The sequence below is a fragment of the Flavobacterium sp. WC2430 genome, assembly GCF_040822075.1.
In the GTDB taxonomy this organism is placed as follows: Bacteria; Bacteroidota; Bacteroidia; order Flavobacteriales; family Flavobacteriaceae; genus Flavobacterium.
Map to the genome: position 1 here is coordinate 2931193 of NZ_CP162007.1, position 20942 is coordinate 2952134.

Genomic DNA, 20942 nt, shown 5'->3' on the forward strand with positions numbered 1-20942 from the left:
TTATTTATATGCCAATAAGTCCAAATTTCACTTCAATACTAAGCAAGGATTGGGAAATCAATTTTACACAATGCATGCCTAACGGCTACTTAAAATACACTGATTTGTGTAATCTTTTACAACTAACTGCTGCTGCACATTCGGATATGGGTGGGATTAGTTTTTCAGATATGCAGGAATTTAATCAAGCTTGGGTTTTGAGTAGAATGCGCGTTGAAATCACTGCATTGCCAAAATGGGGAGATCTTGTGACTGTAAAAACTTGGATCAACACATTAGAGAATTCTCGCTCAGTTCGTGCATTAGAAATGCATCTCAATAGTAAAAAAATCATTGGTACTGAAACTTTTTGGGCCGTTTTTAATACCGAAAAACGTCGTCCAGAAGGACTAGCTTTACCTTACGAACACTTTGAATTGTATCCAGAAAAGAAAGCAACTGTAGCACCTTTTTCTAAAATAAGTATTAGCCCCGAAAAAGAAGAATTATTTGAAAAAACAGTCTTTTTATCTGATTTGGATATTGTAAATCACGTGAATAATGTAAAATACCTAGAATGGTGCCTTGATTTAGTAGATGAAAAAACAATTTTAAATCAAGAAATCAAAAGTTTTGAAATGAATTTCATGAAAGAACTCTCTTTAAAGGACCAAGTGGTTATTCATGAAAATGTATCCGAAGAATCAGTTGTATTTAGCATTACTAAAGAGGAAAAAAACTGTTTTGCATTGCAACTTAACTTGAAATAAATACCATTCCCTAACCCTGACTGAAACGAAAAGCATTTTGAAATAAAAAAACTGAATTTCCTACCTAAAAAAAGCGACCAGCGGAAGCTCTTTTTTAGGTATTGGAAATTGTTTCTTTTATGATAAATGGTGTAGTGTAAGGCAGGAATAGTTTCAAAAAAAAAAGCTCCGATTTCTCGAAGCCCTATTTTAATTTATGCTGTTTTGTTCTTAACAACCAATCTAAACCCTTCTCCGTGAATATTTAGGATTTCAACATCCTCATCTAGTTTAAGATACTTTCTTAATTTAGCGATGTAAACGTCCATACTTCTTGAAGTAAAATAGTTGTCATCTCTCCATATTTTAGTTAAGGCCAATTCTCTTGGCATTAAATCATTTTCATGAAGGATTAACATTTTTAATAATTCATTCTCTTTTGGAGACAACTTAATTGGTTCTTCTCCATTAAAAGTTAAGAATCTCAATTTTGAATTTAGGTGAAATTTTCCAACATTAAATTCAAACTGAACTTGTTCTGCTTTCACATCTGAAGACTTTCTTTGAATAATTGCTTTGATTTTCATAAGTAAAACTTCTGAATCAAAAGGCTTGTTCAAATAATCATCAGCACCAGCTTTGTATCCTTTTAAGACATCCTCTTTCATTGATTTTGCTGTCAAAAAGATAATAGGCACTTCGCTATTTTTCTCTCTAATTTCCTTAGCCAAAGTATACCCATCTTTATAAGGCATCATGACATCAAGAATGCATAAATCGTAAGTATCTTTTTTGAATTTTTCAAATCCTTCCATCCCGTTTTTAGCTAAAACGACATCAAAATCATTTAACATTAAATAATCTTTAAGTACAGCACCAAAATTTAGGTCGTCTTCTACTAAAAGAATTCTTTTATTTATATTTTCCATATTTTAATTTATTAGTGGTATTTTTATTATGAAGGTACTCCCTTTTCCCTTTTCACTTTCAACGTATACTTGACCATTATGGTCTTCAACTATTCTTTTTACATACGCTAAACCTAATCCGTGTCCTTTAACATTATGAAGGTCTCCTGTATGCTCTCTATAAAATTTTTCAAAAACTCTTTTCTGAGCAACTTTACTCATTCCTAATCCTTTATCTTTTACCTTTATAAGAATCATGTCTTTTACATTTTCAGTATAAACATCAATTTCAGGTATATCTGGTGAGTACTTAATGGCATTTTCTAATACATTTACAATTACATTAGTAAAATGAACCTCGTTTATTAAAACGGTAGTTCTTGCAGCATCAAAATGACAATTAATTGTACCTTCTCTGTCTTCTAATATTAAATTAACATGCTCAATAGCATCATTTATAACTTCCTCAACATCGCTTGATTCTTTTTCGATATCAAGTTCTTTTTTCTCTAATTTTGATATCCTCAATACATTTTCTACCTGAGCATGCATTCGCTTATTCTCGTCACGAATCATTTGCAAATATTTCAAAACCTTCTCTTTATCATCAATTATCTTTGGATTTTTAATGGCATCCAAAGCCAAATTGATTGTCGCGATAGGAGTCTTAAATTCATGCGTCATGTTATTTATGAAATCTGTTTTGATTTCTGAAATTTGACGTTGGCGGATCAATTGGTTCAATGCACTTGAATAGGCCACCAAAATAATCAATGTGAAAACGATTGACAATACTGTAATTCGTATCAGTTCAGACAACAAGAATTTTTTCTTGTGTGGAAACGTAACTAATAACTTATATTTTTCATTTCCTTCATTATCCGCGAAAACAGGAATAGAATACGTTGCCTCTTTATCATATTTAAAATCATCAGATTTTATTTTAGTAGCTAAACCATTACTATATATTCCAAATTCAAATTTTGTTTTAACCCCATATTCTTCCAATTCTTTTTTGATTAATTTCTGAAGAGTTTCTTTAGAAATCCTTTCTTGAAGAGGCATTGCAGAGGCAATATCTTTAAAGAAAATTTCAAATTGAGCATTATCTAAAACATCTAAATTTCCTGATTTTTCAATTTTCACATCTGGAGTAAGACTTTGAGATAAATTTGATTTATCAATGGTATTGTTGTTATAAACCTCAGTAACACGTTTAGAATTAAAATTCTTAAAACGTTCTGCACCTGAACCAAATTTCTTTTCAAAGAACGAAGGAGATATGTTATAATCTTCCGAAATAATACTATTAGAATAAACAATAGTTTTATTTGTTAAAGGATTCTTTTGAACATAATAAAACTCTAGTAAATCATTCTTTTGAGGAATTTTTCCAGTACTATCTTTATAATGATTGTATTTATCATAAAAACTATATGCTTCTTGTTTTTGAAGTTTATCAGCAACATTAGCAATAACTTGTGTTACGTGAAATTTAAACTGTTCATCGTTATTTTTAAACGAAGAATTAAACCAATACACTTGAACGAGAATTATTCCTATTAAGGATAAGCTCATTAACAAAACAAGTAATCTAAAAAATAATTTATTCATCGGAACAAAATTAACATTTTAACAGTATGAATGATAATATATTAACCAAACATTAACATCTAGGACTCCTTTTGTTTTATCCTTAAAATTTTAAGAATATTGTCAATTTCGTTTTTTGAAATATCTAAATTAATATTTTCAATTATATAATCACTTTTCGAAATACGTTGTGCATCAGTCCATTGCGAATTTATTCTTTTTAAAACAAGATCTCGGGTTGTATTATCTCGTTGTAAAACTCTTTCAATCCTTAATTCTATAGGTGCTGTAACCGTAATTATTATATCAAAATCTTTATAATTACCGCTTTCAAATAAAATAGCCGATTCATACATTACAAAAGGAAATGCATCGTTTTTCAAAAGCCATGCTTTAAAATCCTCTTTTACAGCTGGATGAACAATACTATTGAGCACTTTCAATTTATCAGAATCATTAAACACAATTTCAGCTAGCTTTTCTCTATTTAAAGTAGTCCCTTCAAAGATGGTGTCGCCAAATTCTTTTTTAATAGCATGAACGATTTTTGAAGATTGCATTACTTTTTTTGCCTCATCATCTGCAATATAAACGGGAATTCCTCTTTTTATGAAAAGTTTTGCAATAGTAGTTTTACCGCTCCCAATACCACCCGTTAAGCCAATAATTTTTGCCATAATTAAACTTTAAAAAATAATTCTGGAAAGGCAATTTGAGGTTTTTGCTTTAAAACGATAACTTTAATATAGGATTCTATAAATCCCAAACCATAACCGTAAAATTGTTTCCAAACAGCAACTATTGATAAATAACCAATTTTGACACTTTTATTTTGATAAGCTGAAACAATAAATAGAATTAGAAAATAAACAAAATACAATTTCAACAAATAATCATACGTAAATATCAATAAGAAAACGGCCAATCCAAATCCAATTATAAATACAGAAGGAAAGAAAAATGTCAGCTTATTGTATTTTGGATACCAACTATTCAATATAGGTCTAGCTTTACCAAATTTATTTACTTGAATGGAAAACTTCTCCCAATCAATCCTTCTCTTATGATATACATACGCATTAAGGAACAATTTGGTTTCAAAACCTAGATTCCATAATCGAATAGACAAATCGGGATCTTCGCCAGGATGAATATTGCCAAAGCCATTTGAAGCTTCAAATGCTTTTCGAGACAAACCCATATTAAAACTTCTAGGTTGGAATTTATCGATTTTTTCAGAACCACCACGTATTCCTCCTGTTGTTAAAAAGGAAGTCATGGCAAAATTAATTGCTTTTTGTATATCCGAAAAACTATCTAAAGCTTTATCAGGACCTCCAAAACAGTCCACATAATTTTCTTTTAAAGCTTTATCAACTTCATTCAAATACTGCTTTGGAATAATACAATCTGAATCGAATATGATAAAATAATCTCCTTTGGCTTTGAGCATTCCAAAGTTCCTTGAATCTCCAGGACCTGAATTTTCTTTATAATAATAGGAAATAGATAATTTAGCTGAATATTTTTGAAGAACATCATCACATTTTAAAGACGATCCATCTTCAACAAGCACAATTTCAAAATCTTCTTTATAATCTGTTTGTGACAAACTTTCTAAAAGTTCATCAACTTCATCCGGTCGATTATAAACGGGAATAATTAAAGAAAACAACATATATAGCTATGTGGTATTAGTTAAAATAAATTGGATAAATAAGGGAGCAAAGATATACTTTTAAAGTATATCAATAAAAAACCCATCACGAATTAAGTAATGGTTTTAACAAACATTTTATTATGAATTGACTTATTATTCAAACATTTCCATGACTTCCTGACTCACTCCCATAGTAGAGAATCCACCATCATGAAGCAAATTTTGAAGCGTAACCATTTTGGTTAAATCGGAGAACATGGATACGGTGTAATTAGCGCAATCCAAAGCTGTTGCATTACCAAGAGGAGACATTTTATCCGCAAATGAAATAAATCCACCAAAACCTTTTACTCCTTGTCCCGCTTTTGTAGCCGTTGGCGATTGAGAAATTGTATTTACTCTTACCTTTTTATCTCTACCAAAGAAGTAGCCAAAACTACGGGCAATTGATTCTAAATATGCTTTATTGTCTGCCATGTCATTATAATCTGGAAAAACACGTTGTGCCGCCATATAAGACAATGCAACAATACTTCCCCACTCATTCATAGCATCTTTTTTGTACAAAACTTGCATTACTTTATGAAATGAAACTGCTGATACATTCCAACCTTTTTCGGTGTAATCATAATTCTGGTTTGTGTAATGATTTCCTTTTCGGACGTTGACAGACATCCCTATAGAATGCAAAACAAAATCAATTTTCCCTCCAAGAATTTCGATAGCTTGATTTACTAAATTTTCTAAATCAGGTACTGAAGTAGCATCTGCAGCTATAACTTTAGAACCCGTTTTTAAAGCTAATTCATCAATTGACCCCATACGCATTGCCGCTGGAGCATTTGACAAAATAAAAATACCGCCTTCTTCATGAACTCGTTCAGCTGTTTTCCATGCTATTGAATTTTCATCTAAGGCTCCAAATATAATTCCTCTTTTCCCTTTTAGTAAATTGTACATTTATTATACTTTTTTAGTTAAAAAAAAACCTTAATTTCTAAAGGAATGATCCAATATGAAATTAAGGTGTTTTTAAAAATTTATTACTGTAAATGAATATTATCCAATACTTTCGACACCAACCATTTCATTTGTATCTGCTTTGTAATCTACTCCTTCAAATCCAAATCCGAATAGGTTATGAAAGTCACTTCTGTATCCTTCTAAATCTCCTAATTCTGCTAAATTTTCAGTTGTAGCTTCTTGCCATAATTTGGCTATTTTAGCTTGTACATCAGCACGCATCTCTAAATCATCGATACGAATTCTTCCTTTTTCATCAGTAGGAACGGCTGCACCTGTATACAATCTATCTTGGTACAAACGTTGTATTTGCTCAATGCATCCTTCATGAATTCCTTCTTCTTTCATTATTTTATACAATAATGAAATGTACAATGGAATAACTGGAATAGCTGAACTTGCTTGCGTAACCAAAGCCTTGTTTACTGATACATACGCTTTACCATTAATATCCGCAAGACTATCTGTAATTGTAAAAGCAGTAGCTTCTAGATGATCTTTAGCACGACCAATTGTTCCTTTTCTATAAACCGCTTCAGTCAATGATGGTCCAATATAAGAATAAGCAACTGTTGTAGCTCCAGGAGCTAATAAATTCTCTACTTTTAAAGCATCAATCCACATAGCCCAATCTTCACCACCCATTACTTTAACGGTATTCTCAATATCATCACCGCTACAAGGCTCGATAGATATTTCAGAAACTTTACCGGAGTGAAAATCAACTGTTTTATTTGTAAAAGTACTTCCTATAGGTTTTAAAACAGAACGGTGCAAGATTCCTGTTTTAGGATCCAAACGAACTGGAGAAGCCAAACTATAAATTACTAAATCAATTTGTCCTAAGTCCGCTTTAATTAAGTCTAATGTTTGTTTTTTTACTTCATCTGAAAAAGCATCTCCATTGATACTTTTTGCATATAATCCCTCTTTATGCGCTTCTTTTTCAAAAGCTGCAGAATTATACCAACCCGGAGAAGCTGTTTTACCTTCGCTAGGTGGTTTTTCAAAAAACACACCAATAGTTGAAGCATTCGATCCAAAAGCACTTGTTATTCTAGATGCCAAACCAAAACCAGTTGAAGCTCCAATAACCAAAACTTTTTTAGCACCATCAATAATGCCTTTTGATTTCACATATTCGATTTGATTTTTAACATTTTGCTCGCATCCTTCTGGGTGAGATGTCAAACAAATAAATCCTCTCATTCTTGGTTCTATGATCATTTTTATACTTTTTATTCGTTGATTTATAATTTTAATTACTTCGGTTTTCTTTACGTAGGCTTTTCAAAGCAGAACAAATATAATCCAAAAATCTAGTTCAGCAAGGCTTTTGCATGATTTAGAGCCGAATCAGAAACAACAGTTCCTGATAACATTTGGGCTATTTCAACAATACGTTCTTCATCTGATAAGAGTTTCAACTCTGATTGTGTGTCCTCCCCGATAGTTGATTTAAACACTTTAAAATGTGCATTACCTTTGGCAGCTATTTGTGGTAGATGTGTGATAGCAAAGATTTGCATTCCGCTACTCATTTCTTTCATTATCTCTCCCATTTTAATAGCAATCTCACCGGAAACCCCTGTATCAATTTCATCAAAAATTAAAGTAGGCAATTTTGAATATTGTGCTAATATCGCTTTAACAGCAAGCATTATTCTAGACATTTCACCACCAGAAGCCACTTTCTTTAATATTCCAAAGTCGGTTCCTTTATTAGCAGAAAACAAAAATTGAAGTTCCTCTTTTCCATTAGCTAGGTAAGAGTCAGATTCAACTAACTGAATATCAAAACGAACATTAGGCATCCCTAGAGTTTCTAAAATAATAATCATTTTTTGGGACAAAACTGGAATAGCTTGATGTCTTTTATCATGAATACTTTTTGCAATTAAATCTAAGGTGATTATTTTCTCTTCAATTGCAATCGTAATACCTTTAATTTCTTCGTCTAAATTACCTAATTCTAAAACAGACTGCTCTAAATTAGCTTGAATTTCTACTAATTCATCGACTGAGGTAACTTGATGCTTTTTTTGCAAATTGTAAATAAGTTGCAATTTTTGTCCAATCGCATCCATTTTTTCTGGATCATTGATTAATTTTTCTGAGCAACGATTTAACTCATTCGAAATATCATCAAACTCAATTGTCAAACTTACTATTCGTTCAGATAATGCGCTATAATCTGTTGAAAATGAAGCTATTTTTTGTAATGAACTTTTAATTTCTTTTAGATTATTCAAAACACCAATTTGTTCATCGTTTCCAATAGCTAAAGAGCGATCAATAGATTCTTTTATTATTTCGACATTATTTAATTTTTCAAAATCAGACTCTAAAACCTCTTGTTCACCTGATACTAATTTAGCTTCAAGGAGTTCGTTCAGTAAAAAGGTATTGTATTCTTGCTCTTTTATTAACTCCCCTTGTTTTTTAATTAGGGAATTAAGTTTAGATTTATCTTGTTTATACGATTTTAAAAGAGACTGATATTTTAAAATATTATCCTGATTGTTTGCAATTGCATCAATTATTTCAAATTGAACATTTTCATCAGAGAGTTCTCTTGTTTGTTGTTGTGAATGAATATCAATCAAAAACAAACCCAAGTCTTGTAATTCTTGAAGATTTACAGGACTGTCATTAATAAATGCTCTTGATTTACCTGAAGGAAGAATTTCACGCCTAATTATAGTATCGTCTTCGTAATCTAAATCGTTTTCTTTAAAAAAAGGAGCTAAATTATATTTAGAGATTTCAAAATGAGCTTCGATAATACACTTTTCCTCTTTGTTTTTTAAAGAAGAGAGATCTGCTCTTTTCCCTAATACCAATCCTAATGCGCCTAATATTATCGATTTACCAGCACCTGTTTCTCCTGTAATTATTGAAAATCCTTTAGAAAAATCGATCGTTAATTTTTCTATTAGGGCATAGTTTTTTATCGATAGTGCAGTAATCATTTAGCTGTTTTTAGGGTAATTATGAGTGTAATATTATTAAAATTGAGCAAATGTCAATATTTTAACATGGCCCATTTACTTGAATTTAAAGGAGAAACTTTATTTAAGTTTTCAATTAAATCCGAAACTGTTATAGAGGGACCTCCAGAAAAAATAGAAACAATTTCATCAGACTTAGCATCAAAAAAAATGCGAGTTAGGAATGCATTAGGTTTGGAAGCATTCAGTTTTCCAATATTCAATAATGATAATTTAATTTTTTCTTTAGCCGATTTCAAATCCTTTGACATTACATCTAATCCCGTATGATATTCAAAACTCGTTTTGCGTAATTGAGAATAAGCAGGAGACAACATATCGTTGATTAAAAAATACCTGTTTTGATTTCCATCAATTTGGCTCCAACCTTTATATCCACTTTGTTGCGCAATACTTGCAATATTTTGCGCTGTTTCAAAATTAGAATTTCCCGATTCAGACTCAAAGGTATCATTATCCATTCCTAGTATAATATAACTATAGAATGAAATAACTGAAACTAAATTAGATTCAAAAACGGTTGGGTTAAAAATTAAACTCTCGTATTCTGTATATCTAAAACTAAAATCTTTATCATTATAATTCAAAACTGGGGAAGAATAAGAAGAACCATAGATGGGTCTTGAAGATTGAACTTGTATCGTTGCAACAAATTGATCTGAGCTGTTTGACTGTATTGTAATAAACATGGAGCAATTAATTTTCTCCTGCTGTTTATAGTTTTGCCCATTCCAATCGGTTTTATTTACAAATTCATTTAAAGAAGTTTCTAAAGTTTTAAAAACTTGTTGATTTGAATTACTCAATTTTTGTGAATTTACCGATACTGTACAATTTAGCTGTTGCGCTTGCACAAGCCCAAATGACAATAACACAAAAAAGGTAATTATTTTATTCATGAAAATAGTTTACTACTTTGTTTAAAATATCGTCAGAAACTGCTTCTTTCGATTTCAAATCCATTGGTTCAATATTAAAATCTTTATCGATAAAAGTAACTTTATTAGTTGTTTTACCAAAACCAGCTCCTTCATCTTGCAAAGAATTTAGAACAATCAAATCTAAGTTTTTTTTCTGGATTTTCCCCTTTGCATTTTCAATTTCGTTTTCAGTCTCCAAAGCAAATCCAATTAAGAACTGTTTTTTCTTGATTGCCCCAAGTGAAGCTAAGATATCTTTTGTTTTTTCTAATTCAATTGTAAAGTTGTCCGGTGCTTTTTTTATTTTTTGTGTAGCTACCGTTTTTGGTCTATAATCCGCAACGGCGGCTGCAGCAATAGCTACATCTACATCATTAAAATACAGATGACAAGCATCATACATTTCTTGCGCAGAAACCACATTAAGCACTTTAATTAACGAATGGTTAGCTTTAAATTTTGTTGGCCCCGAAACTAAAATAACAGATGCTCCTAAATTTGCCGCGCTATTTGCAATATCAAATCCCATTTTTCCCGAAGAATGATTTCCTATAAAACGCACAGGGTCTATTGCTTCGTACGTAGGACCAGCTGTTATTAGTATTTTTTTTCCTTTTAAAGGCAATTTACTTTCTAAATCAGCTTCAAGAAAAGCGATGATGTTTTCTGGTTCAGCCATTCTACCTTCACCAGAAAGTCCACTTGCTAATTCTCCGCTTTCTGCAGGAATGATCGTATTCCCAAAATCTCTTAAAGACTTGAAACTAGCTAATGTTGAAGGATGTTTGTACATATCTAAATCCATTGCTGGAGCAAAGTAAACTGGGCATTTAGCCGAAAGATAAGTAGCGATAAGAAGATTGTCACAACTGCCATTTGCCATCTTAGAAAGCGTATTTGCAGTTGCTGGAGCTATGACCATTAAATCAGCCCATAATCCCAATTCGACATGATTATTCCATTTCTCGTTTTCTTCCTCTTGATTAAAAAAAGTAGAATGCACGGGATTTTTGGATAATGTAGATAAAGTAAGAGGAGTTACAAAATCCTTAGAAGCAGGTGTCATTATCACTTGGACATGTGCACCTGCTTTTATGAAAAGTCGTACTAAAGACGCTGTTTTATAGGCGGCAATTCCACCAGATATTCCTAGTAAAATTTTCTTACCGCTTAAAACTGACATATAGTATTATTTAGTTGAATCTCTATGGTAAATTTTACCATCTAACCATTCTTGAACTGCTAAAGCATGTGGTTTAGGCAATTTTTCATAGAATTTTGAAACTTCAATTTGTTCTTTGTTTTCAAAAACTTCTTCAAGACTGTCATTATATGTAGCAAATTCTTCCAATTTCTCTGTCAATTCTTTCTTGATCTCAGAGTTAATTTGGTTCGCTCTTTTAGCCATAATGGTTATTGCTTCATACACATTACCAGTAGGTTCTTCAATAACAGTTTTATTATATGTTATTGTATTTACTGGAGCATTCGTCTTTTTTAAATCCATGACTTTATTTATTTAGTAAATTTTTGTAAATCTTGTTCAACACGAGCTAACATTACGTTCGCTTTTTCTTTATATTGGGTATCTGCTTTAAATTTTATTAAGTTAGAATACGCCGTTTTTGCAACATTTAATCGATCCTCCATTTTAGAATCAATACTATTAATCCCTAATTGATAAGCAGAATCAAATTTATAATACAAAGCATCTTCTTTGTATTTTGTACCAGGATAATCAGCAATAAAATTATCTAAAGCTACTAACGCTGATTTATAATCAGAAATTGTATTGTATCCTTTAGCATTTTCAAAAACTTTTTTCTCAATTTTTTCTGCTAATACCTTTACCGTTTCATTAGCTTCCGCCAAGTATTCTGAGTTAGGATAACTATCTATAAAAGCTTGTAACTTATCAATTGCTTTAGTAGTATCTGTTTGATCTAAACTATAGACTGGAGATAATTTTGAATAACTTTTTGCTCCTAAAAATGCAGCTTCTTGTAATTTTTCACTTTTTGGATAACCCGATACAAAACTTTCGAACTGATATCCAGCTAAGTAAAATTGACCTGTTTTATAATAAGACTGTGCAAACATATAAAACAATTTTTCTGCTTGAGGTTTTCCTCTATATGCTGGTGCAATTTGCTCAAAAAGTCGAATTGCTTTAGTATATTTTCCAGCATCATATAACTTAGTTCCCATTTCAAACTTTACAGCTACATCGTCCTTTTTTAAAGCCTTTTGATATTCATTACAAGAAGTAAAAAAAGCAATCAGAAGTATTAGAGATACAATTTTTTTCATTTTTTTATTTTTTTAAAATCTCATGAACTGTTAACAATCCACAAAAAATCATACCGAAGTTTCGGTTGCAAATTTAGTTATTAATTTAGCTACTACAAAATATTTCTTTGCTTAAAAAAAAGCAGTGTTTTAAAGGCTTATTTATCGATATTTTTAACAAATTCCGATATTCTATTACTTAAAGATTCATCTACTTTTACTAATGGTAATCGTACAAAATTCTCTGTAATCCCTAGTGATTGAAACACTTGTTTGATTCCCGCAGGGTTTCCTTGTTCAAAAATCATATCGATACAGTCCATTAAAAGATAATGCAGTTTATAAGCATCATCTACCTTACGGTTCAAACCCAATCGTATCATTTCAGAAAATTGTTTAGGAAATCCTTGCCCAATTACCGATATAACACCTGAACCTCCTGCTAAAACCATTGGTAAGGCAATCATATCATCACCGGATATTACAAGGAAATCTTTTGGTTTATTTTTCAATAATTGAAGTGCTTGAGCCATATCACCCGCAGCTTCTTTAATAGCTACAATGTTTTTAAAATCATTAGCTAAACGAAAAACGGTTGAAGGCAACATATTACTTGCTGTTCTTCCAGGCACATTATAAATAATTACTGGTACAGGAGAAGCTTCAGACACTGCCTTAAAATGCTGATAAATACCTTCCTGTGTTGGCTTATTATAAAATGGTGAAACTGATAATATTGCTACAAAAGGAGAAAAATCTCTTGTCTTCAATTCTTCTACAATCTTTCTAGTATCATTCCCTCCTACTCCTAGTACTAAAGGTAATCTTCCATTATTAGCTTCAATAACCGTTTTTATAACTAGTTCCTTCTCTTCTTGAGATAGTGTCGCATTTTCTGCAGTTGTACCTAAGATAACAAGGTATTCAATTCCTCCATCTACAGAAAAATTTACTATGCTTTTTAAAGCTTCTGTATCAACTGAAAAATCTTCTTTAAATGGAGTTACTAGAGCAACACCAGTTCCTATTAATGATTGCATGTTAGATTATATTTTGTTTAAAATTTTTAAATACCTAAATAATTCGTGAGTAAAGACCTTATAGTTTTCTGCATTTGTATTGATCATTAAATCATTTAATCTTTTATCAATAGAAGAAAAACCAACTTTAAAATGCGCTTTTGATTCGTTTGTAACAACTAACAAAATTGCTTTTTCTATATCATAATAGCTTATTAGTAAATCAAACTCTTTATTTACAAAATCATTTACAGCTGGATTGCTTATTGTTGCATTCCAGTTTAAATCTTTTGAACTAAAAGTAGCTTGCGAAATACTTTTATTTTTTTTTAAGCGATTTCTATAAACTAATACTTCTATATTCTCTTCCAAGATTCCGTTTAACCGTAACTCATTAACTAAAAGATTTATTTCAGAAAAATAACTCTCGTCAATAAGTAAACCTACTGTTTTAATAGTTCCTGAATCCAGATTGCTCTTTACATTAAGTAAACTATTTTTTACTGTTTTTTTTACAGAAAACTCTTTTATATAATTTAAAAACATACTATTTTTACTCGCTTACAAAATTAATTAATTAAGTCATATTATAAATGGTAAATCTAAAAAAGTATAACGAAGTTTTAAAACTTTTTGTTATATTCTTAACATTTTTTTTCTTTTTTTCTTGCGGTAGTTCGAAACTGCAAGTTGCAAGAATAGAAGGAAAACAAATACCAATCACCGATAAAGAAAATCAAGTTACTGAAATAGAAAACTTTATCAAACCCTACAGAGAACACATTAATAAAGATTTGGATAGTGTTTTAGCATACTGCCCCATAACATTAGATAAAAAAGCCATAAATGGGCAAACCACTATTGGGAATCTAATGGCAGATGTTACTTTAAAAAGAGGAAACACTGTTTTTAAAATGCGTGAAAATAAAACAATTGACATCTGCTTGCTTAACCATGGCGGTATTCGCGCTATACTTCCAAAGGGTAATGTTACTACAAGAACCGCATTTGAAATAATGCCTTTTGAAAATACGATGGTTGTGATTGCCCTAAAAGGAGAACAAGTTTTTGAAATTGTTGATTATTTCATACTTGAAAAACAACCACATCCACTTGCTGGATTGACATTTACTATTGACAAAAACAATCATCCCAAAAATGTATTAGTACAAGGCAAACCTATTGAAAACGACAAAGTTTATTATGTGGGCACCAATGATTACTTATCTAATGGTGGTGACAATATGAATTTCTTCAAAAAAGGAATAGCTACCTATGATCTAGATTACAAATTAAGAAACATATTAATTGATTATTTCAAAGAAACGGATACGATTAAATCAACTCAAGACAATCGAATTATTGTTGAATAATTATAACCTATTTATTAGCACTGTATTTTAGCCCCGATTGAAGTAAAAATCCTTTTTATTTTTTCTTTAAAAATAAAAAGATTGCAACGGAAAGCGGGAAACAGCTCCAAAAACAAACAAATGAAGAGAAGAGATTTTATAGAGAAAACGGCTGCAAGCACCGCAATGTTGAGTTTAGGTTTATCATTGAGTAGTTTTACAACTCCTGATATAAAGAAAATAACAATTCTTCACACCAATGATGTACACAGCCACATTGATCCTTTTCCTGCTGATGATCCTAGAAATCCAAATATGGGTGGTGTCGCGAGAAGAGCCTCATTGATAGAAAAAATACGAAAAGAAGAGCAAAATGTATTGCTACTTGATGCTGGTGATATTTTTCAAGGGACTCCTTATTTTAATTACTATGGAGGAGAATTGGAATTTAAATTAATGAGTATGATGCAATATGATGCTTCTACTATAGGGAATCACGACTTTGATAATGGTCTCGAAGGGTTGTATGCTCAAATGCCTCATGCAAAATTTGAGTTTCTATCGGCCAACTATGATTTTAAAAACACAATGATGGATGGCTTGGTAAAACCGTATAAAGTTTTTAATAAAAATGGGATTAAGGTTGGCGTTTTTGGAATTGGAATTGAACTTGACGGTCTAGTTGATAAAAAAATGTACCAAGAAACAGTGTATAACAATCCTGTTGAAACGGCGCAAGAAATGATTCGGATATTAAAAAAGGAACAAAAATGTGATTTAATTATTTGTCTTTCACATCTGGGTTATAATTATAAAAATGAACCAAATAAAATTTCTGATTTAAAATTTGCGGCACTTACGGATGATATAGACTTAATAATTGGGGGACATACCCATACTTTTCTCGACAAACCTACTGTGGCTAAAAACCGTTCTGGAAATGATGTTTTGGTCAACCAAGTTGGTTGTTATGGAATAAATCTGGGCCGAATCGATTTTTATTTAGATTCTAATAAAAGAAAAGCTTCGGAAGGGAAATCAATCATCGTTTAATCGTTCCGTGGTAATAACAAACTTATAAAAAGAAAAACAAACTATGGTGTTTAAAAATAGAGCCATAGGTCTTAAACTGGTAATCTTAAAATCAGAAAGATAAAACTTCTCAATAAATATTACAAAAGTCTGCATTAGAGACATGATTCCATAAACAAACAACCAAATGTCTTTTCTATTAAAAGTTAGCAGATATTGGGATAATATAATTCCGCTAAGTACTGAAATCAAGACAATTTGAACTATCAAAATTAAATAACTTCTTATCAAAACACTATCAGGAATAGATACTAAATACAAAAAATAGATCAAAAAGGGTATTGAAGCCAATAATGGAGGTATATAATCCTTGATTTTGGTCAGCTTTATTACATAATATATCTCAATAATACGATGAAAAAAAACAGCTATTAAGGCATAAAAAAGCATGTGTTTTTCTTTAGGAACAAACAACATTCTGCCAATTAACAAGAATATCATATTAATAAAAAAGAGGGGGTTTTTTCGTATGGAAGTATAGCTATACAATGCAAATAACAACATTATTTGTAAAGGCTTAATTGTATATTGAATATAACTATCGTCAGAAACGACCTCAATAAATCCCATTAAAAAAAATAATGCAATTAATGATTTTTCAAGAGTAGTTTCTTTATTTAAAACCTTCATTTTTTTAAAAATTATCAGTAACCATTTTCAAAAAATCATCTTCAGATAGAATAGGAATATTTAACTTATTGGCTTTTTCTAATTTAGCTGGCCCCATATTGTCACCTGCAACCACATAATCTGTTTTGGTAGAAATTGAACTTCCTACTTTACCGCCATTATCTTCAATTGCTTTTTTCAAATCATCTCTTGAAAATTTAGAAAAGACACCTGAAACCACAAATGTTTTTCCAATCAATTTATCCGTAGCATTAGGGTTCACCTTTTCAACGATTTCAAATTGTAGTCCGTACTCTTTTAACCTTTCGATAATAATTCTATTTTCATTGTTTTCGAAAAAATCAATCACACTTTGCGCAATTCGTTCCCCAATTTCATCCACCAATACTAAATCCATCAAGTTTGCTTCACTTAAAGCATTAATGTTTTTATAGTGTTTAGCCAGTTTTTTAGCCACCGTTTCACCTACAAAGCGAATTCCAAGAGCAAATAAAACACGTTCAAAAGGAATATTCTTAGATTCAGCCACACCCTTAACTAAATTTTCAGCTGATTTTTGTGCCATTCTTTCCAAAGGGAGAATTTGTTCCACAGTCAAATCATATAAATCAGCATAATTATGTACAAGCCCATTATTAAAAAGTAATGCCACTGTTTCTCCTCCTAGTCCTTCAATATCCATCGCTTTTCTAGAAATAAAATGCTGAATTCTTCCAATGATTTGTGGAGGGCAACCATAAAAATTAGGACAGTAATGATTCGCTTCGCCTTCAGAACGCACCAGCTCAGTATTGCATTCAGGACAGTGTGTAATATATACAGTTGGTTCTGTGTTTTCTGGACGTTTCGTTAAATCAACAGCGATAATCTTAGGGATTATCTCCCCACCTTTTTCAACAAAAACAGTGTCTCCAACACGAATATCTAGTTTTTCAATTTGATCTGCATTATGCAAAGAAGCTCGTTTTACAATTGTTCCTGCTAGTTGTACAGGCTCTAAATTAGCGACAGGAGTAATAGCTCCCGTTCTCCCAACTTGATAAGAAATTGAATTTAATTTTGTCGAAACTTGCTCTGATTTGAATTTGTACGCCATAGCCCAACGTGGTGACTTTGCAGTATACCCCAATTCATCCTGATATTGAAATGAATTTACTTTTACGACTACTCCATCCGTTTCATAAGGCAAATCATGTCGGTGAACATCCCAATAATCAATAAACTGAAAAACTTCATCTAGATTATGTGCCAATTTAGCTTCTTTTGGTACTTTAAATCCCCAATTTCTAGCTGTTTCCAAGCCATCGTATTGTGTAGTAAATGGCAATTGATTACCAATTAAGAAATAAAGCAAGCAGTCTAAGGGTCTCTTAGCCACTTCGGCGCTTTCTTTTAGTTTTAAACTACCAGAAGCTGTATTTCTAGGATTAGAATACGGCGTTTCTCCTATTTCAATGAGTTCTTGATTCATTTTTTCGAAACCAGCAAATGGTAAAATAATCTCTCCTCTAACATCAAATTTATCGGGGTAATTTCCCTTTAATTGTAATGGAATGGATCGAATTGTTTTAATATTATTGGTAACATCATCACCTTGAAATCCGTCTCCACGAGTTACAGCACGCTTCAATTTACCGTTTTCGTAAGTTATGCTTATTGAAGCACCATCATATTTCAATTCACAAGTGTATTGTAAAGGTACTTCGCCTAAAACTTTTTGAATTCGCTTTTCCCATTCCATTAAATCTTCCTTAGAATAGGAATTATCTAGAGAATACATTCGGTGTTCATGAGGAACAGTTTGAAAATTCTTTGTAATTGTACCTCCTACTCTTTGTGTAGGTGAATTTTCATCAAAAAATTCTGGATATTGATTTTCTAAATCTTGTAGCTCTTTAAGCTTAGTATCAAACTCATAATCAGAAATTACCGGTTTATCCAGCACATAGTAATTGTAATTGTGTTGATTTAACTCCTCCCTTAAAGTTTTAATCGAATTTTGAATATCCATAGAAAATAAAATTGGCTATTTTAGTCTTTAAAATAAAGGACTAAAATAACCAATTAAAAAGAAACCCGCATCAAAAAAATATTTTTCTTCTAAGAAATAAAAGTGAGTTTCTGACCTTTCAAAATTAATTAATTTGAAGAATAAATAACTACTGAATTATGATTCAATAATAGAATTTATTTGCTTGTATAGCTGACCATCACTCAAGAAAGCTCCTTGCTGTATCAAAGCAAAAAGGGAAGTGTTGCGTTCCTCAGTAAACTCTTTTTTACCAGTCTTCATTTCGATAGTATCTGTAAACATATTATCACTAAGCCATTGCAATCCCTCTTTAGTTAAAAAATCAACTTCAGGAACTAATGATTTAAGTACTATGGATTGAACATAAGTATCAAAACTATGGAATAGGAAAATATGATTTTTTGAAAAATGCTCTAAATATTCTGCTCTTGTAAGAACGCCTTCCCAAACTAGATCTGAAAAAACGTCTAATTCTTGCTCAGCAACTTCCGGCTTGTCTTTTTTAATTGTATCCCATTCCGCTTTATCAATTGTCTGAGTTGCTAAGAAAGTACTAAATTCTTGTGTTAACTCTTCAAATTGTTCTTTAGTTAATCTTGTATATTTCATGTTTATTTTAATTTTTAGAATTCCGATTCAAAACGCTCATTAATTGATTTATTCTCGCAAATTCTTCTATCGTTACTATATTCTTAATCCCAACTACATTGAAAGTTGTGCTGCAAATTTAATACTAAATTCTTTTTAAAAATTAATCAAAAATCACAACATAAAAAAAGCCTCACATCCCTGTGAGGCTTTTCTATTATAAGAAAGATTGAGAATTATTTTTTCTCAGACTTTTCCATTTTAGCTTTCAAAGCAGCTAATACATCATTGCTATCTCCTAAAGTAGAAGCAGGTGCATTAGTTGAAGTAGAAGCTGAAGAAGTATTTTCTGTAGCTGCTTTCACATTTTTCTCTTCTTCTTCACGGAAGATAGCAGTGTGAGATGCAACAACTCTTTTAAATTCTTTGTTGAATTCGATTACTTTGAAATCAGCAGATTCTCCTTTTTTCAATTTCTTACCATCTTCTTTTTCAAGGTGACGAGTAGGAATGAAAGCAACGATATCATCTCCAAATTCTACAGTAGCTCCTTTGTCAACAATTTCAGAGATCTCTCCGTTGTGGATAGTTCCCACTGCGAATGAATCTTCGTATTGATCCCAAGGATTAGCAGTAGTTTGTTTGTGACCTAAAGATAATTTACGTCCTTCAACATCTAATTCTAATACTACAACATCAAGTTTCTCACCAACGTTTACGAATTCAGATGGGTGTTTGATTTTCTTAGTCCAAGATAAGTCAGAGATGTAAATTAATCCATCAATTCCTTCTTCAAGTTCTACGAAGATACCAAAGTTTGTAAAGTTTCTAACGATACCTGAATGTTTAGAACCTACAGGATATTTAGAAGTGATATCAGTCCAAGGGTCTTGAGACAATTGTTTGATACCTAATGACATTTTACGGTCATCTCTATCTAATGTTAAGATAACAGCTTCAACAACATCACCTACTTTTACGAAATCTTGAGCAGAACGTAAATGAGTAGACCAAGACATTTCAGAAACGTGGATTAAACCTTCAACACCTTCAGCAACTTCGATGAAAGCACCGTAATCAGCGATTACAACTACTTTACCTTTTACTTTATCTCCAATTGCTAATTTAGCATCTAGAGCATCCCAAGGGTGAGCGTTTAATTGTTTCAATCCTAATTGAATTCTTGTTTTCTCATCATCGAAATCAAGGATTACAACATTTAATTTTTGATCTAATTCAAGAACTTCAGATGGGTGGTTAATTCTTGACCAAGAAAGGTCAGTAATATGAATTAATCCATCAACTCCACCTAAGTCAATAAAGACACCATAAGAAGTAATGTTTTTAACAACACCTTCTAATACTTGTCCTTTTTGTAATTGACCGATGATTTCTTTTTTCTGTACTTCAATATCCGCTTCAATAAGCGCTTTGTGAGATACAACAACGTTTTTAAATTCGTGGTTGATTTTTACCACTTTGAATTCCATTGTTTTATTTACGTAAACATCGTAATCTCTAATTGGTTTAACATCAATTTGAGATCCTGGTAAAAACGCTTCAATTCCGAAAACGTCAACGATCATACCACCTTTAGTTCTGCATTTTACAAAACCATTAACGATTTCTCCTGTTTCGTTAGCCGAAATAACTCTATCCCATGATTTGATAGTACGTGCTTTTCTGTGAGATAAAACTAGTTGTCCAGTTTTGTCTTCACGGATGTCAATTAATACTTCAACAGTATCACCTACTTTTAATGCTGGGTTGTAACGGAATTCGTTTAAAGAAATAACACCTTCCGATTTTGCGTTGATATCAACGATAACGTCTCTATCTGTGATTCTAACAACAGTACCATCTACTACTTCTTCTTGGTCAGTAGCGATAAAAGTTTTTGATACTAATTCTTCGAATTCTAATAAGTTTTTTTCATCTACTGGATCAATACCTTCTTCGAAGTTATGCCAGTTAAAATTTGCTAAAAACTCTTCTTGTGATTGGATTTGTTCAGACATGCTGATAAAAATTTGTATTCTGCATTCTCTCGAGTTTCATAAGTGAAAGAAAACAACAGAAGTTGTTTGTATAATTAAT

Annotated in this window: 20 protein-coding genes; 3 read left to right on the forward strand and 17 right to left on the reverse strand. The window is 31.4% G+C overall.

Going from position 1 to position 20942, the window contains the following annotated elements:
• Window positions 1–8 precede the first annotated feature (8 nt).
• Window positions 9–749 (forward strand): acyl-[acyl-carrier-protein] thioesterase, encoded by a 741-nt coding sequence (locus tag AB3G36_RS12785; RefSeq protein WP_367753343.1) that lies wholly within the window; start codon window positions 9–11, stop codon window positions 747–749.
• Window positions 750–943: 194 nt separating this feature from the next.
• Here the strand turns inward: AB3G36_RS12785 and AB3G36_RS12790 are convergent, their stop codons facing one another.
• The 13 genes from AB3G36_RS12790 to AB3G36_RS12850 all read right to left on the reverse strand — a co-directional run bounded on the left by AB3G36_RS12790 (window position 944) and on the right by AB3G36_RS12850 (window position 13697).
• Window positions 944–1657 carry a response regulator transcription factor gene (locus tag AB3G36_RS12790; RefSeq protein ID WP_367753345.1) on the reverse strand — a complete coding sequence of 238 codons (714 nt, stop codon included), beginning with the start codon at window positions 1655–1657 and terminating at the stop codon, window positions 944–946.
• A 3-nt stretch (window positions 1658–1660) separates the two neighbouring features.
• Window positions 1661–3250: a sensor histidine kinase gene (locus AB3G36_RS12795; RefSeq protein ID WP_367753347.1), complete on the reverse strand. Its 1590-nt coding sequence runs from the start codon at window positions 3248–3250 to the stop codon at window positions 1661–1663.
• Window positions 3251–3309: 59 nt separating this feature from the next.
• The gene (gene coaE / locus AB3G36_RS12800) at window positions 3310–3906 is read right to left on the reverse strand and encodes a dephospho-CoA kinase (protein WP_367753349.1); all 597 of its coding nucleotides are present in this window, start codon (window positions 3904–3906) and stop codon (window positions 3310–3312) included.
• 2 nt (window positions 3907–3908) lie between these two features.
• Window positions 3909–4907 (reverse strand): glycosyltransferase family 2 protein, encoded by a 999-nt coding sequence (locus AB3G36_RS12805; protein WP_367753351.1) that lies wholly within the window; start codon window positions 4905–4907, stop codon window positions 3909–3911.
• A 135-nt stretch (window positions 4908–5042) separates the two neighbouring features.
• A complete protein-coding gene (locus AB3G36_RS12810) occupies window positions 5043–5849 on the reverse strand; it encodes an enoyl-ACP reductase (RefSeq protein ID WP_367753353.1) in 807 nt (268 codons plus the stop codon).
• 99 nt (window positions 5850–5948) lie between these two features.
• Window positions 5949–7139: an enoyl-ACP reductase FabV gene (fabV, locus tag AB3G36_RS12815; RefSeq protein ID WP_367753354.1), complete on the reverse strand. Its 1191-nt coding sequence runs from the start codon at window positions 7137–7139 to the stop codon at window positions 5949–5951.
• A gap of 92 nt (window positions 7140–7231) precedes the next feature.
• The gene (gene recN, locus AB3G36_RS12820; RefSeq protein ID WP_367753356.1) at window positions 7232–8884 is read right to left on the reverse strand and encodes a DNA repair protein RecN; all 1653 of its coding nucleotides are present in this window, start codon (window positions 8882–8884) and stop codon (window positions 7232–7234) included.
• 53 nt (window positions 8885–8937) lie between these two features.
• A complete protein-coding gene (locus AB3G36_RS12825; protein ID WP_367753358.1) occupies window positions 8938–9822 on the reverse strand; it encodes a DUF4835 family protein in 885 nt (294 codons plus the stop codon).
• Window positions 9815–11026, reverse strand: coding sequence for a bifunctional phosphopantothenoylcysteine decarboxylase/phosphopantothenate--cysteine ligase CoaBC (gene coaBC / locus AB3G36_RS12830; protein ID WP_367753360.1), 1212 nt, complete (start codon window positions 11024–11026; stop codon window positions 9815–9817). Before coaBC ends, AB3G36_RS12825 begins: the two co-directional genes overlap by 8 nt.
• A 6-nt stretch (window positions 11027–11032) precedes the next feature.
• Entirely contained in the window at window positions 11033–11350 is a 318-nt protein-coding gene (locus AB3G36_RS12835; protein ID WP_007138306.1) for a DNA-directed RNA polymerase subunit omega, read from the reverse strand.
• 8 nt (window positions 11351–11358) lie between these two features.
• A complete protein-coding gene (locus tag AB3G36_RS12840; protein WP_367753363.1) occupies window positions 11359–12153 on the reverse strand; it encodes an outer membrane protein assembly factor BamD in 795 nt (264 codons plus the stop codon).
• A gap of 137 nt (window positions 12154–12290) precedes the next feature.
• On the reverse strand, window positions 12291–13172 hold the full coding sequence (gene dapA / locus AB3G36_RS12845; RefSeq protein WP_367753365.1) for a 4-hydroxy-tetrahydrodipicolinate synthase: 882 nt from the start codon (window positions 13170–13172) through the stop codon (window positions 12291–12293).
• 6 nt (window positions 13173–13178) lie between these two features.
• A complete protein-coding gene (locus AB3G36_RS12850; RefSeq protein ID WP_367753367.1) occupies window positions 13179–13697 on the reverse strand; it encodes a hypothetical protein in 519 nt (172 codons plus the stop codon).
• Between the two features lie 47 nt (window positions 13698–13744).
• Here AB3G36_RS12850 and AB3G36_RS12855 point away from each other — a divergent pair, with 47 nt between their 5' ends.
• Together AB3G36_RS12855 and AB3G36_RS12860 are read left to right on the forward strand one after the other, a co-directional pair.
• Entirely contained in the window at window positions 13745–14524 is a 780-nt protein-coding gene (locus tag AB3G36_RS12855; protein ID WP_367753369.1) for a 5'-nucleotidase C-terminal domain-containing protein, read from the forward strand.
• A gap of 120 nt (window positions 14525–14644) precedes the next feature.
• Window positions 14645–15556 carry a bifunctional UDP-sugar hydrolase/5'-nucleotidase gene (locus AB3G36_RS12860; protein ID WP_367753371.1) on the forward strand — a complete coding sequence of 304 codons (912 nt, stop codon included), beginning with the start codon at window positions 14645–14647 and terminating at the stop codon, window positions 15554–15556.
• On the opposite strand, the gene AB3G36_RS12865 is transcribed toward AB3G36_RS12860, so the two are convergent.
• The 4 genes from AB3G36_RS12865 to rpsA all read right to left on the reverse strand — a co-directional run bounded on the left by AB3G36_RS12865 (window position 15542) and on the right by rpsA (window position 20863).
• Complete coding sequence (locus AB3G36_RS12865; RefSeq protein ID WP_367753373.1) at window positions 15542–16225, reverse strand: hypothetical protein; 684 nt, start codon at window positions 16223–16225, stop codon at window positions 15542–15544. The two genes, AB3G36_RS12860 and AB3G36_RS12865, sit on opposite strands and share 15 nt — an antisense overlap.
• A 4-nt stretch (window positions 16226–16229) precedes the next feature.
• Window positions 16230–18236, reverse strand: a complete 2007-nt coding sequence (ligA, locus tag AB3G36_RS12870; RefSeq protein ID WP_367753375.1) for an NAD-dependent DNA ligase LigA — start codon at window positions 18234–18236, stop codon at window positions 16230–16232.
• Between the two features lie 156 nt (window positions 18237–18392).
• Complete coding sequence (locus tag AB3G36_RS12875) at window positions 18393–18866, reverse strand: DUF6495 family protein (RefSeq protein WP_367753377.1); 474 nt, start codon at window positions 18864–18866, stop codon at window positions 18393–18395.
• A gap of 215 nt (window positions 18867–19081) precedes the next feature.
• Complete coding sequence (gene rpsA / locus AB3G36_RS12880) at window positions 19082–20863, reverse strand: 30S ribosomal protein S1 (RefSeq protein WP_367753379.1); 1782 nt, start codon at window positions 20861–20863, stop codon at window positions 19082–19084.
• Between the last annotated feature and the right edge of the window lie 79 nt (window positions 20864–20942).